Below are 14,028 nucleotides of genomic sequence, written 5' to 3' on the forward strand. Positions count from 1 at the left end.
CCCCGTTCACCGGTCCGGACCCGGACGGCTTCGAAAACGTCCATGGTCCAAACCTTGCCGTCACCGGCACGGCCGGTGTTGGAGCTGGCGATGATGACGTCCAGGATGTCGTCAGCTTGCTCGTCCGTGGCCAGCACCTCCACCCGGATCTTCGGCAGGAGATCCACGTTGTACTCTGCACCGCGGTAAACCTCGGTGTAGCCCCGCTGCCGGCCGTAACCGCTGGCCGCGCTGACCGTCAGGCCCTGTACGCCGTAGGCTTCCAGTCCTTCCCGGATGGCTTCGAGCTTTTCCGGCCTGACGATAGCAGTAATCAGTTTCATGCCCCCACGCTTTCCTTGCCTGTTGCTGATTCGTTCTTCTGGGCAGCCGCTGCGGGCTGGTCAGAGGTTTCCTGCTGGTTCTTGCCGGTGATCATGTCGTGCAGCGGCTGGAAGCTTCCACCGTGGCCGCCCACACCGAACTCGTAGGCGGTCTCGGCGTGCAGGCTGAGGTCCACACCCACCGTTTCCTGTTCCTGCGAGACGCGGAAGCCCATGGTCTTGTGGATGGCGAAGGCGATGATCGCGGTCAGGATTGCCGAGTACGCGATGGCGATGCCTGCTGCTGCCAGCTGTGCCCACATCTGGGTCATGCCGCCTCCGTAGAAGAGGCCGCCGCCCACGCCGTCTGTGGGCAGTGCGATGAAGCCGAGGGCAACGGTGCCGATGATGCCGGACACGAGGTGGACGCCTACAACGTCGAGCGAGTCGTCGAAGCCCCAGCGGAACTTCAGGCCAACAGCCAGGGCAGAGGCGACACCGGCCACGACGCCGAGGCCGAGGGCACCGACAGGGCTGACGTTGGCGCAGGCCGGGGTGATGGCCACCAGGCCGGCGACCACGCCGGAAGCGGCACCAAGGGAGGTGGGGTGTCCGTCGCGGATGCGTTCAGTGACGAGCCAGCCGAGCATCGCCGCTGCGGGAGCCGCGAGCGTGTTGACCCAGATGACGCCACCCTGTTCAGCAGAGGAGGCAAGGCCGCCGTTGAAGCCGAACCAGCCGAACCACAGGATGGCTGCTCCGAGCATCACGAACGGGATGTTGTGCGGGCGGTGGTTGGGGTCCTTGCCGAAGCCCTTGCGGTTGCCGATGATCAGGACGAGGATCAGGGCCGCCACACCGGCGTTGATGTGGACGACGGTGCCGCCGGCGAAGTCGATGGCCGGGCCGAGGGCCTGGCCAATCGCGCCTTCCTCACCGAAGAGGCCGCCACCCCACACCATGTAGGCGAGCGGGCAGTACACGAGGGTCACCCACACGGGCACGAACACGGACCAGGCGCCGAACTTGGCGCGGTCAGCGATCGCACCGCTGATCAGGGCCACAGTGATGATGGCAAAGGTGGCACCGTAGCCGACAAGGATAAGGCCGTCCGGCGTGTCTGCCGTGTTGACTCCCTCGAGACCAAAGCTGGTGAACGGGTTGCCGACGATCTGCAGGAAGCCATCACCGCCCGTCATGGAGTAGCCCCACAGTACCCACACAACGCTCACGATGCCGATGGAGATGAAGCTCATCATCATCATGTTCAGTGCTGCCTTGGCACGGGTCATGCCGCCGTAGAAAAATGCCAGGCCCGGTGTCATAAACAGCACAAGTGCTGCCGCCACCATGAGCCAAACGTGACCTGCGGTAAGTTCCATGGTGCACGTCCTCTCTCATCGAATGTTGCGGAATGCTCCGCCTGCCAACGCCTTTTTGCGTCCTGTAAAAATTGTGTCGGCGGCGTGTTTCGCCCGGAGAGGATTTAGATTGCCGCTCTGTTACAAGAACCTCTAGGAAGTAAATGGTGCATATCCGGGTTGTTACGGTTGTGTTTCACCACTCCCGCCGGACCCCGGCCGCATTCTCTGCAAGGAACTCCGCTTCATGACTGCAGCACCCCGCGTGAGCGGCGCCACATCAAGGATTTTGGCGCGCCTTCGGCCGCGACGGGACAAGCTCCCGCGCGACATCAAGGTGATGCTCGTCGCCGCGTTCCTGATCGCGCTTGGATTCGGGCTTGTTGCGCCCGTATTGCCGCAATTCGCCACAACCTTTGGCGTGGGAAACACCGAGGCGGCGGTGATCGTGGCGATTTTTGCCTTCATGCGGCTCATTTTTGCTCCGGCAGGCGGAACCCTGATCGGCCGGCTGGGCGAACGGCCCGTTTACGTGGCGGGCCTGCTGATTGTGGCCGGGTCCACGGCGGCGTGCGCCTTTGCCCAGGACTACTGGCAGCTGCTGCTTTTCCGTGGACTGGGCGGTGCCGGTTCCGTGATGTTTACCGTCGCATCCATGGCTCTGGTGGTCAGGCTGGCGCCCCCGGAGAGCCGGGGCAGGGTGTCCGGCGCCTATGCGTCAGCGTTCCTGATCGGCAACGTCTGCGGTCCGATCGTGGGCGGCCTTTTGGCCGGTTTCGGGCTGCGGATCCCATTCCTGGCCTACGCCGGCGCCCTGGTGATCGCCGCAATCGTGGTGCAGACCCAGTTGAGCCACCAGCGCCGCGGGTCCCGGGAGTCCCGGGACAAGGCGCCGGACATGCGCTTCGGGGAGGCGCTGGGGACCGGAGCCTACCGGTCAGCCCTGTTTTCCAGCTTCGCCAACGGGTGGGCCACCTTTGGAGTCCGCATGGCCACCGTTCCGCTGTTTGCTGCCGCTGCGTTCGGCTCCGGCCCCGAAGCGGCGGGGCTGGCACTGGCGGTCTTTGCCGCCGGTAACGCCGCCGCCCTGACGTTTTCCGGTCGCCTGGCCGACAGCTTGGGACGCAAACCCATGATGATCTGGGGCCTGCTGGTGGCCGGTCTCGCCACCGCCGGCATCGGCTTCACGTCAGACCTCGGCTGGTTCCTGGCCGCTTCAGCGGTTGCCGGCATCGGCTCCGGGCTGTTTGGCCCTGCCCAGCAGGCCGCCGTCGCCGACGTGATCGGCAACGGGCGGTCCGGCGGGAAGGTGCTGGCCGTCTACCAGATGACGTCCGACGTCGGCGCGATTGTTGGGCCCGTCCTGGCGGGCGTGCTTGCCGACCGGCTGGGCTTCGGCTGGGCCTTCGGTGTCACCGGCGGCATCATGCTGGTGGCCGCGTTCACCTGGCTCGCCACCCGGGAGACCCTCCAGTCAGCCAGGCCCTAGGAACCGGCCGTCCGCTGGACGGATCCGCAGCTCAGTTCAGCAGCGCGTCCACAAAGCCCTCGGCCTCGAACGGGGCAAGATCGTCCGCGCCCTCGCCCAGGCCGATCAGCTTCACCGGAACGCCGAGGCTCTTCTGGATGGCAACGACGATTCCACCCTTGGCCGTCCCGTCCAGCTTGGTCAGGACGATGCCGGTGATGTTGACAACCTCGGAGAATACCCGTGCCTGGTTCAGGCCGTTCTGGCCGGTGGTGGCGTCCAGGACGAGCAGCACCTCATCAACTTCGGCAAGCTTTTCGATGACGCGCTTGACCTTGCCGAGCTCGTCCATCAGGCCGACCTTGTTCTGCAGGCGTCCGGCGGTGTCGATCATCACGACGTCCACTTCCTGGTCAATGCCTGCCTTGACGGCTTCGTAGGCCACTGAGGCGGGGTCGGCGCCGTCAATGTCGGACTTGACGGTGGGGACGCCAACACGCTGGCCCCACGTGGCAAGCTGTTCGGCGGCTGCGGCGCGGAAGGTATCGGCGGCGCCCAGCAGGACGTCCTTGTCTTCGGCCACCAGCACGCGTGCCAGTTTGCCCACGGTGGTGGTTTTACCCACACCGTTTACGCCCACCACCATCATGACGGCGGGCTTGTCGGCGTGGCGCTGGACATTGAGGCTGCGGTCCATGGTGGGGTCCACCAGCTTGATGAGCTCCTCGCGGAGCAGTTTCTTGACGTCCTCCGGGGTCCGGGTGCCCAGTACCTTGACCCGCTCGCGCAGGGCATCCACCAGCTGCATGGTGGGCTCGGTGCCAAGGTCTGCCAGAAGGAGGGTTTCCTCTACTTCGTCCCAGACGTCCTCGTCGATTTTGTCGCTGGAGAGCAGCGCCAGCAGGCCTTTGCCCATGATGTTGTTGGAGCGGACCAGCCGCTCCCGCAGGCGCATGAGCCGGCCCGCCACGGGCAGCGGGGTTTCCACCGGAATGACTTCCAGCCCGGCGGCGGTGTCGGGAACAGTCGTGGCGTCCAGGTCATCGAGGGCAATTTCCTCCGGTGCCTTCCGGTCCGCAACCGTCGGGCCGTCAGCCACCATGGTGCTGCCGCCGGACTGGATTTCCGGATCGTTGGCGTCACGGGTGCCCGGGTACCTGGTGATGTTCTTCCGAGTCTTCAGCAGGACAGGAATCAGCCCGCCGATAACCGCCAGGGCAGCAACAATGGACAGGATAATGGGAAGGATGTCATTCACTCCCCTAGCTTCTCACAAACGGAACAGGCGTTTTGGGCGGCATAGGACGCTTGACCTGCCCCGACGCCCCCGGGATCCCGTGCCTATACCTCGGCGCCGAGCCGCTGGCTGATCACGGTGGAAACGCCGTCACCCCGCATTGTGACGCCGTAGAGGGCGTCCGCCACTTCCATGGTGCGCTTCTGGTGGGTGATCACAATGAGCTGGCTGGATTCCCGCAATTCCTCGAAGATGGTGATAAGCCTGCCGAGGTTGGTGTCGTCCAGGGCGGCCTCCACCTCGTCCATTACATAGAACGGGGACGGCCGCGCCTTGAAGATCGCCACCAGCAGTGCCACTGCGGTCAGCGACCGTTCGCCGCCGGACAGCAGCGAGAGCCGTTTGATTTTCTTGCCGGCGGGGCGGGCCTCCACCTCGATGCCCGTGGTGAGCATGTCCGCGGGATCCGTGAGGACCAGCCGTCCCTCGCCGCCGGGAAAGAGCCGTTCGAAGACCCTGACGAACTGGGCCTGGGTGTCTTCGAAGGCTTCCGTGAAGACCCGCTGGACCCTGTCGTCCACTTCCTTGATGATGTCCAGCAGGTCCTTGCGGCTGGCTTTGAGGTCCTCAAGCTGTGTGCTGAGGAACTGGTGCCGCTCTTCCAGCGCGGCGAACTCCTCCAGCGCCAGGGGGTTCACCTTGCCGAGGCTGGCAAGATCCCGCTCGGCTTTCCGCAGGCGCTTCTCCTGCTCCGGGCGGTCGTAGGGCTTGCCCTCCCTGATCTCCTCCCCGCCGGCATCAACGGGCGCGCGAAGGGCGGCCCATTTGTCGGCGCTTTCGTCCGCGGGAACCGGAACAGGCACGTGAGGCCCGAACTCGTCCACCAGGGCGTCGGGGGTGATCCCCAGTTCATCAATGGAGCGCGTCTCCAGCGCCTCGATCCGTGCGCGCTGTTGGGCACGGGCCAGCTCGTCCCGGTGCACGTTGTCCGTAAGGTCGGAAAGCTCCCGGGCCAGCGCCTCATTCGCGTTCCGGATTTCCTTCAGCCCCCGGTCCCGCAGCTCACGGTTCTCCTCGGCGAGGTCCCGCTCGTGCCGTGCAAGGTCAACGGAGATGTCCACGTGGCGGAGTGCGAGGCCTACGGCTGCCGAAACTGCCGCTGCGCGCCGGGCCTGGATGCGACGGCGGCGGGCCCGTTCGGCTGCTTCCTCGCGGGCCCGGTGTTCCGTGGCGGCAGCACGTTCCAGCGATGCTACGCGGTTGCGGGTGGCAGAGAGCTGTTCCTCGGCGCTCCGCAGGGACAGCCGCGCCTCCACTTCGGCGGCGCGGGCCTGGGACGCCGTCCGGGCCAAAGCGTCCCGGTGTTCAGTTGACGGCTCCTGCTCCAGGGGCACCTCCTGCGCCGCCGCCAGGCGGGCAGCGACGGCGGCGAGCGCTTCTTCCTCCGCCACAACGTTTGCCTCGGCACGGACCAACGAAGCCGCCAGCCTGTCACTTTCGCCGACGGCGCTGCGCAGCAGGGAGTTAAGGTGGCCGAGGCGTTCCGCCACTGCCGCGAGCCTCGCGTCGGACTCGTGGAGCTTGTCCAGGGCCGCGTCGGCCCGTTCCTGCGCCTCGGCGCGCCTGGCTTCAGCGCCTGCCAGGGCGAACCTGTTTTGTTCCATCGCGGTGGTCACCGCCGAAAGCTGTCTGTCGGCGTCGTCCACGGCGGCCTGGACTTCAAGCAGTGACGGCGCCTTGGCCGAGCCTCCCGTGACTGACAGCGCCGTGAAAATGTCCCCTGCGCGGGTAACGGCCGTGAGGCCAGGCTGCGCCGCCACCAGTGCGGCGGCGCCTTCAATGTCGGGAACGACGGCGGTACGGGACAGCAGGTGCCTGACCAGTGCCAGGGACCTGCCGTCGCCGGACACCAAGGCCGCGGCCCATTGGGCGTCCCCGTGCAGGTCAGGCAGGGTTGTGTCCTGCAGGTCAACGCCCGCCGCGGAAGCGATGAGGACGGACGCCCGGCCGGCGTCGTCGTCCTTGAGCCGCTGCAGTACCTCGGCGGCCGTGGACGGGTCCTGTACAACAATCGCCTCCGATGCCTCCCCCAGGGCGGCGGCAACCGCGGTTTCGAATCCGGACTCCACCGTGAGTTCCGCGGCGAGGCTTGCGTGCACGCCGGGGATTCCGGACTGCAGGACGTGCCTGGCGCCGTCCTTGCGGTCCAGCCCAAGCTTTAACGCATCCCGGCGGGCTGCCAGGGCGTCACGCTTGCGGATCCCCTCGTTGATGGCTGCCTTCAGGTCGGAGATTTCGCTGAGGACGCCGTCCAGGGCAGCACTTGCGGCCTCGTAGTCGGCATCGAGCGATTCCTCGCCCTCTTCAACTCCTGCCACCTGGTTTTCCAGGGCTGTGAATTCGGCCTGTGCGCGGGCACGGCGCTCGGCACCGGCGGCCACCGATTCCCGCAGCCTGCCCAGCTCGGCCTGCGCGGATTCCACCCGCGACCTGGCCGCCGCCACTTGTCCTGCCAGGCGGGCCAGCCCCTCGCGCCGGTCCGCCACGGCCCGCAGTTCCGCGGTAAGCCGCTGATCTTCGGCATGGGCATCCCGTTCGGCCTGGACCTTTGCGGCCGTGGCGGATTCCAGGGCGTCCCGCCGGTCCAGGATGGACCGCTCGAGTTCGGCAAGCTCCTCGCGGACACGCGCGGCCTGGCGTTCCAGCTGTTCCGGATCCCGTCCCGGGGGTGGTGCGGAATCCACGGACCCGAGCAGGCGGCTGCGGTCCCCGGCGAGCGAGCCGAGGGAACGAAGCCGCTCCCTCGCCGCGGACAACCGGTACCAGGTATCCCTGGCGGCGTTCAATACCGGCGTGGCCTCCGCCGCCAGCTGCTCAAGCGTTGCCTGCTGCCGGCGGCCCTCCTCCAACTCCTGGTTGACCACCGTCCGCCGGGCCTTGAGAGCCTCTTCGTCCGCCACATCCTGTTCCAGCGCAAGCTGCAGCTGGACAAGGTCGTCAGCCAGCAGCCGGGCGCGGGCGTCCCGGACGTCAAACTGGACGCGCTGGGCCCGGCGGGCCACCTCGGCCTGCTTGCCCAGCGGTGTGAGCTGGCGACGGATTTCGCCGGTGAGGTCGGAGAGGCGCTGGAGGTTGGCCTGCATCGCCTCGAGTTTGCGCACAGTCCGTTCCTTGCGCCGGCGGTGCTTGAGGATGCCGGCCGCTTCCTCGATGAAGCCCCGCCGGTCCTCAGGCGTGGCATGCAGGATGCGGTCCAGCTGTCCCTGCCCCACGATGACGTGCATTTCCCGGCCGAGGCCCGAATCGGACAGGAGTTCCTGGATGTCGAGCAGGCGGCAACCTGCGCCGTTGATGGCGTATTCGGACCCGCCCGTGCGGAACAGGGTCCTGGAGATGGTGACTTCGCTGTATTCGATCGGCAGGGCACCGTCGGTGTTGTCGATGGTCAGCGAAACGTGGGCCCTGCCCAGAGGCGGCCGGCCCGATGTGCCGGCGAAGATCACATCCTCCATCTTGCCGCCGCGGAGGGTTTTGGCGCCCTGCTCGCCCATCACCCAGGCCAGCGCGTCCACCACGTTCGACTTGCCGGAACCGTTCGGGCCGACTACGGCAGTGACGCCCGGCTCAAAGTCGAAGGTGGTGGCGGACGCAAAAGACTTGAACCCCCGGACGGTGAGGCTTTTGACGTGCAAGGCGTTTCGGATCTCCTGAGTGGCTGTAGCGGCTGCTTTCGCAGACCCTAAATCTACTTCGTCTCCGGCCAAAATACGGGATTCCCACGGCTTCCGCCCTGCACTCCGGCGGCCCGGTTCCCGTCGTTCACCGGACCACCGCCAGGGATCGCGTCCGTACTTACGGGGTGGCTACCAGTGTCCGTTGCGGGGACGGGGCTGGCAGACCGGGCAGGTGTGCGATGAGCGGTTCATGAACTGCTCACGGCGGATCGTGGCGTGGATTCCGGCGGCCGCGCAGCGCTTGCAGGGCTCGCCTTCGCGGCCGTAGGCGTTGAGGGACCTGTCAAAGTATCCGGAGGCCCCGTTGACGTTCACGTAGAGGGAGTCGAAGCTGGTGCCGCCTGCTGCAAGTGCATCGAGCATCACCTCGCGGGCGCTGCTGACCACTCTTTCGGCTTCACCCCTGCGCAGTGTCTCGGTGGGCCGGGCGTAGTGCAGCCGCGCACGCCACAGTGCCTCGTCCGCGTAGATATTACCGATGCCGGACACCAGGCCCTGGTCCAGGAGAGCGCGTTTGAGCCCCGTTTTGCGCTTCCGCAGCCGGCGGTAGAAGAGGTCGAAGGAGAAGGCCGGATCCAGTGGGTCCCGGGCAATATGCGAGGCCTCTTCCGCAATCAGCGGGAGGGGCGATTCAGCCAGGCCGCCCGGGCCGCCGTCGTCCGTGGGCACCATGGCCGTGACAAAGAGGCCTCCAAAAATCCGCTGGTCCACGAACCGCAGTTCTTCCGGCATCCCGTCACGGGCGCTGAGCCGGAACCGCACTTTGAGATGCTTTTCGTCCGGGACCTGGCTGTCCTGCATCAGGAGCTGGCCGCTCATGCCCAGATGCGCCATCAGCGCGACAGCGGGCCGCACGAACGCGTCGGGGGTAGGTGCCTCCTGTGCGTGGGAGTTGTCCGAAAGCGGCAGCCAGAGGAATTTGCCCCGGCGTACAACGTCGGTCACCGTGCTGCCTTCGAGGTTGCCGATGAAATCCTTGACCCCGAGGGAGTGGCGGCGGACTGACCGCGGGTCCAGTACATCAACGGCCTCGATGCTCCGGCCGCGGACCCAGCTCACCAGGCCGCGGCGGACCACTTCCACCTCGGGGAGTTCCGGCACGGCGCCTACTTGGCTGCTACGGAACCGGTGGACTTGCCGGATGCGTCGGAAGGACCTGTTCCGGAAAGGACGCGCCAGGCATCGGCTGCGGCTTCCTGCTCGGCTTCCTTCTTGGAGTGTCCGGAGCCCTTGCCGCAGGGCTTGCCACCGATGTTCAGGACTGCCGTGAAAGTCCGGGCATGGTCCGGACCCGCACCGTCCACAGCGTAGTGGATGGTGCCCAGCTGGCGGCTGGCGGCAAGCTCCTGGATGCTGGTTTTCCAGTCTGTCCCCGCACCGAGCACGGCCGCGTCCTTCAGCAGGGGCCCGATGAGCCTCATGACCAGCTGGCGGGCGGTCTCGATATCGTTTGACACATAGGTGGCACCGATCAGCGCCTCCATGGTGTCGGCCAGGATGGACGCCTTGTTCTTGCCTTCGGTGAGCTTCTCGCCCTGCCCAAGGTAGATGTAGTCGCCAATTCCGAGGCTGCGTCCGATGTTTGCCAGCGCGCGTGTGCTGACCACGGCTGAGCGGCGCTTTGCCAGGTCTCCCTCGGGAAGGTCCGGGTTGTCCCGGTAGAGGGCATCAGTAACGGAGAAACCCAGGATGGAGTCGCCGAGGAATTCCAGCCGCTCATTCGTGGGAATGCCGCCGTTTTCGTAGGCGTACGAACGGTGTGTGAGCGCAAGACGAAGCGTCCCGGCGTCAATAGTGACACCGAGACGCTTCAGAAGCTCTTCAGTTGAAGACATCAGGTCAGCCTTAGTGGCCGATTAGACGTCAGCGACCTTGCGGCCCTTGTACTCAAGGAACAGCGCAGTGCCAGCAGAGTCGGTAACGACCTTAGCCTGGTGCGGCAGGCTGTAAGTAACCTGGCCGTTCTCAACGGTCTTCACCAGGTGGGGGGCGGTCGCCTTCCACTGCGAGCGGCGGGCGCGGGTATTCGAGCGAGACATTTTCCGCTTGGGAACAGCCACGGCTAACTCATTTCTCTCTAGACAAACACGTACAAATCAATTTTGCCGGTCAGGCTTAGCCATATCAGCTAGGGCAGCCCAGCGAGGATCCAAGACCTCGTGGTGGTGCCCCGGCTCGTCTTCCAGGCGAACTCCACATTCGGAGCAAAGACCCTGGCAGTCTTCCCGGCACACCGGCTGGAACGGCAGGTTGGTGACAACCGCGTCCCGCAACACCGGTTCAAGATCGATTACATCGTGCTCGACTCGACGTTGCTCTTCATCATCTTCTTCGTCCGAAAGCTCAACACCTTCATAGAAGAAAAGTTCTTGCACATTGACCTCAAGGTCATACGCAAGGGGATCCAGGCATCGACCGCACTCACCGGTTACTTCCGTGAGGACGGTTCCTGATACCAGAATTCCTTCGTGTACGGCCTCAAGCCTCAGATCCAGCTCGACATCCGAGCCTTCCTGAACACCAATGAGCGCCACACCAAGGTCACTTGGTGCGGGTACATGTTCCTTCAGTGTCCGCATGCTTCCCGGGCTGCGCCCGAGGTCCTTGACGTCGAACGCCAAGGGCGAACCAGCATCTCTTTTAATGAGAACTCCTGTTGAACATATGACCGACGTACCATCTTAGCCTGAAGAGTCACGGGGACTCAAACCGGCGGCCGGCGGCGCCGAAGTACCGGACCAGCCTACCGCCTCGGCAGCTGATCCTGTGCAGGCTCGCCAGTCAGCATCCTCCGTTGGACGGATCTTGGGACGTACTCAGACACGCTGCCGCCAAGGGCTGCCACCTCTTTGATCAGGGTGGAGGACAGGTGGACATAGTGGGCCTCGGCCGGCAGGAAGACTGTTTCCACGCCGCTCAGCTGCCGGTTCATGGTGGCCATGGGCAGCTCGTAGTCGAAATCCGAGGACGACCGAAGCCCCTTGACGATGGCCGACACACCGCGCTGGCGGCAATATTCGGCCAGCAGGCCCTCCCCCACCGGCTCAACCACGATGCCTTTGAGCGAAGCGAGGGTCTCGCGTGCCATCTCCAGCCGCTCGTCCAGGGTGAACCTGTACTTTTTGGCGTAATTGGTGGAAATCGCGACGATGACTTCGTCAAAGAGTCCGGCCGCCCGTGCAATGACTTCAAGATGGCCGTTGTGGATGGGGTCGAAGGATCCTGGGCAGACAGCTCGTCTCATGCTCCGAACCTACCCCATGAAAAGCCCGGGATACCATGACTGGATGCATCCTCCACGGGAACTTTCCCCGTCCCTGGCTCCTGCTCCCTGGCAGCGCGCCGCGCTGGGCGCCAACCTCCTGGCACCCGACGGCAGCCTGGGTGTCACCATCTTCGAAGAGATGACCGGTTTGGCCCTCCGGACCGGCGCCATCAACCTCGGCCAGGGCTTTCCCGACGAGGACGGGCCGCTGGAGATCCGGGAGGCAGCCCGTGCCGCGATTTCTGCCGGAGCAAACCAGTACGCGCCCGGCAAGGGCCTCCCGCAACTGCGCGAAGCCGTCGCCGCGCACCAGGAGCGCTTTTACGGGCTCACGATCAACCCGGACACAGAGGTCATCGTCACCACCGGCGCCACGGAAGGTATCGCAGCAGCCCTTCTCGCGTTTGCCGGTCCCGGCGACGAGGTGCTGACCTTTGAACCCTTCTACGATTCCTACGGAGCGGTGATCGGCCTCGCCGGCGCCACCCACGTGACGGCGCCGCTGCTTGCCCCGGATTTCCAGCCGGACATGGCAGCCCTTGAGGCTGCCTTCAGCGAACGGACCCGCGTGGTGCTGCTGAACAATCCGCACAACCCGACCGGTGCGGTCTTTCCCCGGAGCGTGCTTCAGCGCGTGGTGGACCTCGCCCGGAAACACGGCAGCATCATCATCACCGATGAAGTCTATGAACACCTCACGTTCGGTGTTTCCCATCTGCCGGTGGCATGCCTGCCTGGCGCAGCGGAGCGGACAATCACCATCTCATCCGCCGGAAAGACCTTTTCCCTCACCGGCTGGAAAATCGGCTGGCTCTCAGGTCCCGCGGAGCTCGTTGCTGCTGCCCGCACCGTGAAGCAATTCCTCACCTACAGCTCCGGGACGCCGTTCCAGGCAGCCATCGCTGCGGGGCTGGCACTGCCAGACGCTTTTTACACGGGCATCGCCGCGGACCTGGAGCATAAGCGCAACATCCTCCGCCAGGGACTGGCCGCCGCCGGGTTTGATGTGTTTTCCCCGCAGGGTACCTACTTCATCAATGTGGACACCGCCCCTCTGGGCATCGAAGACTCCGTTGACCTGGCCAGGCGGCTTCCGGCCCTGGTTGGCGTGGCCGCAATCCCGGTCCCGGTGTTCTGCCATCCGGAGGGCGCCGCCAGGACGCGCAGCCTGCTCCGTTTCGCCTTCTGCAAAAGGACCGAAGTTCTTGAAGAGGCCGCGGAACGGCTTGCCACGCTCAGCGGAAGGCTCTGATGGCCGCCAGGAGCCAGGGGCAGGCGGCACGGTTCCTGCAGACCACGGGCCAGCATGCCTCCATCGAACCGGACGCGTTCACCGAGGGCAGCTATGTGCTCAGCATTGGCGGTTTGGAGCAGTCGCACGTAAATCTTTCCCACCCCGAAGAGATCTTTTACGAATACCTCCGGCGGATCGGGCATCTGGTGGACCTCGCAGCGCCTCCCGGAGTCCCTGTGAAGGCACTCCATCTCGGGGCAGGGGCGCTGACGCTGGCGCGCTACATCCAGGCGACCCGGCCTGGGTCGCAGCAGTACGCAGTGGAGCTGGAGCGTGAGCTGCTGGACTTTGTCCTGCGCCAGCTTCCGCTTCCGGAGGGAACGGACCTGCGGACCATCACGGGCGACGCCCGGGAGGCACTCGGTGAGCTCGACCCCGGCCTGATGTTCGACGTCGTGATCCTGGACATCTTTTCCGGGCCCGAGGCCCCGGCCCATATTGCCAGTGCGGAGTTCTACCGGGAGGTGCGGGCACGGCTTGGCCCGCGGGGCGTGCTGGTGGTCAATGTGGGCGACGAGCCGGGCCTGACGCTGGTCCGCAGCCAGGTGGCGGCGATGCGGCAGGCGATGGCTGATGTGGCCGCCTTTGCCGAAGCAGGGATGTTCCAGGGACGCTATCCGGGCAATATCATCCTGGCCGGAACGCAGGTGCCGTGGCCGGAGGAGTGGTCGGCGGAACTCGCCGCCCGCGGCCCGCACCCGGCAAAAGTGCTGGCAGGAGTGGATTTGGACCCGCTGGCGGGATAACCGTGTGGAATGTGGCCCGGCCGGGGTGGCTCCCCCGGCCGGGGCTAGTACCCGGATCCTTCCGGTTCTGCCACCGCCGGAACGTCATCGCTGTCGATGGCGTCGGGGACGAAGGGCTCCGCGAACCACAGCCTGGTTTCGCCGTATTTCTTTTCCGCGAACCGTGCCAGGGCGCCGGGCCATTGCGGTTCAGGGGAACGGGACGAGCGTTCCACCACCACCACCGCCGCCGGTGCCAGGTGGGCGGAAAGCTTCTGGAGGACGGCGGCCAGCGCCTCCTCCTCCAGCGGATACGGCGGGTCGACGAATACGAGGTCCCAGGTGTCGTCGGGCGCCGCGCGGTCCAGGAACGGCTCGACCTTGGAACGGTGCACCGTGACGGCTTTGCGGCCGAGGACGCCATTGATGAGGTCGGCGTTCCGCTGGCAGACAGCGCTGGCCTTGGCGTCAGACTCCACGAGTTCCACCGTCCGGGCTCCACGGCTGCCGCTCTCCACCCCCAGCGAACCCGACCCGGCGTAGAGATCGAGCACGCGGGCGCCTGCGACGACGTCAAAGGCGTCAAGGCGGGAGAAAAGGGCCTCCTTTACCCGGTCGGTAGTGGGCCGCGTCAGGGAGCCC

13 protein-coding genes are annotated in these 14,028 nt (G+C 65.7%); 3 read left to right on the top strand and 10 right to left on the bottom strand.

The window, feature by feature from the left end:
* Both P2Q66_RS06825 and P2Q66_RS06830 read right to left on the bottom strand, forming a co-directional pair.
* Nucleotides 1-323: P-II family nitrogen regulator (locus P2Q66_RS06825; protein WP_275726582.1), on the bottom strand; the 323-nt coding region annotated here is incomplete at its 3' end.
* On the bottom strand, nucleotides 320-1,684 hold the full coding sequence (locus P2Q66_RS06830; protein WP_115525555.1) for an ammonium transporter: 1,365 nt from the start codon (nucleotides 1,682-1,684) through the stop codon (nucleotides 320-322). The genes P2Q66_RS06830 and P2Q66_RS06825, both read right to left, overlap by 4 nt.
* A gap of 226 nt (nucleotides 1,685-1,910) precedes the next feature.
* On the opposite strand from P2Q66_RS06830, the gene P2Q66_RS06835 reads away from it, so the two are divergent.
* Complete coding sequence (locus tag P2Q66_RS06835) at nucleotides 1,911-3,152, top strand: MFS transporter (protein ID WP_275726583.1); 1,242 nt, start codon at nucleotides 1,911-1,913, stop codon at nucleotides 3,150-3,152.
* Between the two features lie 31 nt (nucleotides 3,153-3,183).
* Here the strand turns inward: P2Q66_RS06835 and ftsY are convergent, their stop codons facing one another.
* The 7 genes from ftsY to coaD form a co-directional block, all read right to left on the bottom strand.
* Entirely contained in the window at nucleotides 3,184-4,389 is a 1,206-nt protein-coding gene (gene ftsY / locus P2Q66_RS06840) for a signal recognition particle-docking protein FtsY (protein WP_275726585.1), read from the bottom strand.
* Nucleotides 4,390-4,472: 83 nt separating this feature from the next.
* Nucleotides 4,473-8,060: a chromosome segregation protein SMC gene (gene smc / locus P2Q66_RS06845; RefSeq protein WP_275726586.1), complete on the bottom strand. Its 3,588-nt coding sequence runs from the start codon at nucleotides 8,058-8,060 to the stop codon at nucleotides 4,473-4,475.
* A gap of 171 nt (nucleotides 8,061-8,231) precedes the next feature.
* On the bottom strand, nucleotides 8,232-9,203 hold the full coding sequence (gene mutM, locus P2Q66_RS06850; RefSeq protein WP_275726587.1) for a bifunctional DNA-formamidopyrimidine glycosylase/DNA-(apurinic or apyrimidinic site) lyase: 972 nt from the start codon (nucleotides 9,201-9,203) through the stop codon (nucleotides 8,232-8,234).
* 5 nt (nucleotides 9,204-9,208) lie between these two features.
* On the bottom strand, nucleotides 9,209-9,937 hold the full coding sequence (gene rnc, locus P2Q66_RS06855) for a ribonuclease III (protein ID WP_115525560.1): 729 nt from the start codon (nucleotides 9,935-9,937) through the stop codon (nucleotides 9,209-9,211).
* A gap of 21 nt (nucleotides 9,938-9,958) precedes the next feature.
* Nucleotides 9,959-10,162: a 50S ribosomal protein L32 gene (gene rpmF / locus P2Q66_RS06860; protein ID WP_009356569.1), complete on the bottom strand. Its 204-nt coding sequence runs from the start codon at nucleotides 10,160-10,162 to the stop codon at nucleotides 9,959-9,961.
* 36 nt (nucleotides 10,163-10,198) lie between these two features.
* Nucleotides 10,199-10,723: a DUF177 domain-containing protein gene (locus tag P2Q66_RS06865; protein WP_115525561.1), complete on the bottom strand. Its 525-nt coding sequence runs from the start codon at nucleotides 10,721-10,723 to the stop codon at nucleotides 10,199-10,201.
* A gap of 122 nt (nucleotides 10,724-10,845) precedes the next feature.
* Nucleotides 10,846-11,346: a pantetheine-phosphate adenylyltransferase gene (coaD, locus tag P2Q66_RS06870; RefSeq protein ID WP_079598947.1), complete on the bottom strand. Its 501-nt coding sequence runs from the start codon at nucleotides 11,344-11,346 to the stop codon at nucleotides 10,846-10,848.
* A 43-nt stretch (nucleotides 11,347-11,389) separates the two neighbouring features.
* Between coaD and P2Q66_RS06875 the strand changes: the two genes are divergently transcribed.
* Together P2Q66_RS06875 and P2Q66_RS06880 are read left to right on the top strand one after the other, a co-directional pair.
* Nucleotides 11,390-12,619 carry an aminotransferase class I/II-fold pyridoxal phosphate-dependent enzyme gene (locus P2Q66_RS06875; protein WP_275726612.1) on the top strand — a complete coding sequence of 410 codons (1,230 nt, stop codon included), beginning with the start codon at nucleotides 11,390-11,392 and terminating at the stop codon, nucleotides 12,617-12,619.
* Complete coding sequence (locus P2Q66_RS06880; protein WP_275726614.1) at nucleotides 12,619-13,407, top strand: fused MFS/spermidine synthase; 789 nt, start codon at nucleotides 12,619-12,621, stop codon at nucleotides 13,405-13,407. Before P2Q66_RS06875 ends, P2Q66_RS06880 begins: the two co-directional genes overlap by 1 nt.
* Nucleotides 13,408-13,451: 44 nt before the next feature.
* Here P2Q66_RS06880 and rsmD read toward each other — a convergent pair.
* On the bottom strand, nucleotides 13,452-14,028 hold a 577-nt coding region (gene rsmD, locus P2Q66_RS06885; RefSeq protein WP_275726615.1), incomplete at its 5' end, for a 16S rRNA (guanine(966)-N(2))-methyltransferase RsmD.

Source organism: Arthrobacter sp. Cr_A7 (assembly GCF_029222765.1).
Lineage (GTDB): Bacteria > Actinomycetota > Actinomycetes > Actinomycetales > Micrococcaceae > Arthrobacter.

Coding starts and splice junctions, on each gene's coding strand:
- P2Q66_RS06880 (WP_275726614.1), top strand. CDS start 12,619: ATGGCCGCCAGGAGCCAGGGGCAGGCGGCACGGTTCCTGCAGACCACG.
- coaD (WP_079598947.1), bottom strand. CDS start 11,346: ATGAGACGAGCTGTCTGCCCAGGATCCTTCGACCCCATCCACAACGGC.
- P2Q66_RS06830 (WP_115525555.1), bottom strand. CDS start 1,684: ATGGAACTTACCGCAGGTCACGTTTGGCTCATGGTGGCGGCAGCACTT.
- P2Q66_RS06875 (WP_275726612.1), top strand. CDS start 11,390: ATGCATCCTCCACGGGAACTTTCCCCGTCCCTGGCTCCTGCTCCCTGG.
- P2Q66_RS06835 (WP_275726583.1), top strand. CDS start 1,911: ATGACTGCAGCACCCCGCGTGAGCGGCGCCACATCAAGGATTTTGGCG.
- rnc (WP_115525560.1), bottom strand. CDS start 9,937: ATGTCTTCAACTGAAGAGCTTCTGAAGCGTCTCGGTGTCACTATTGAC.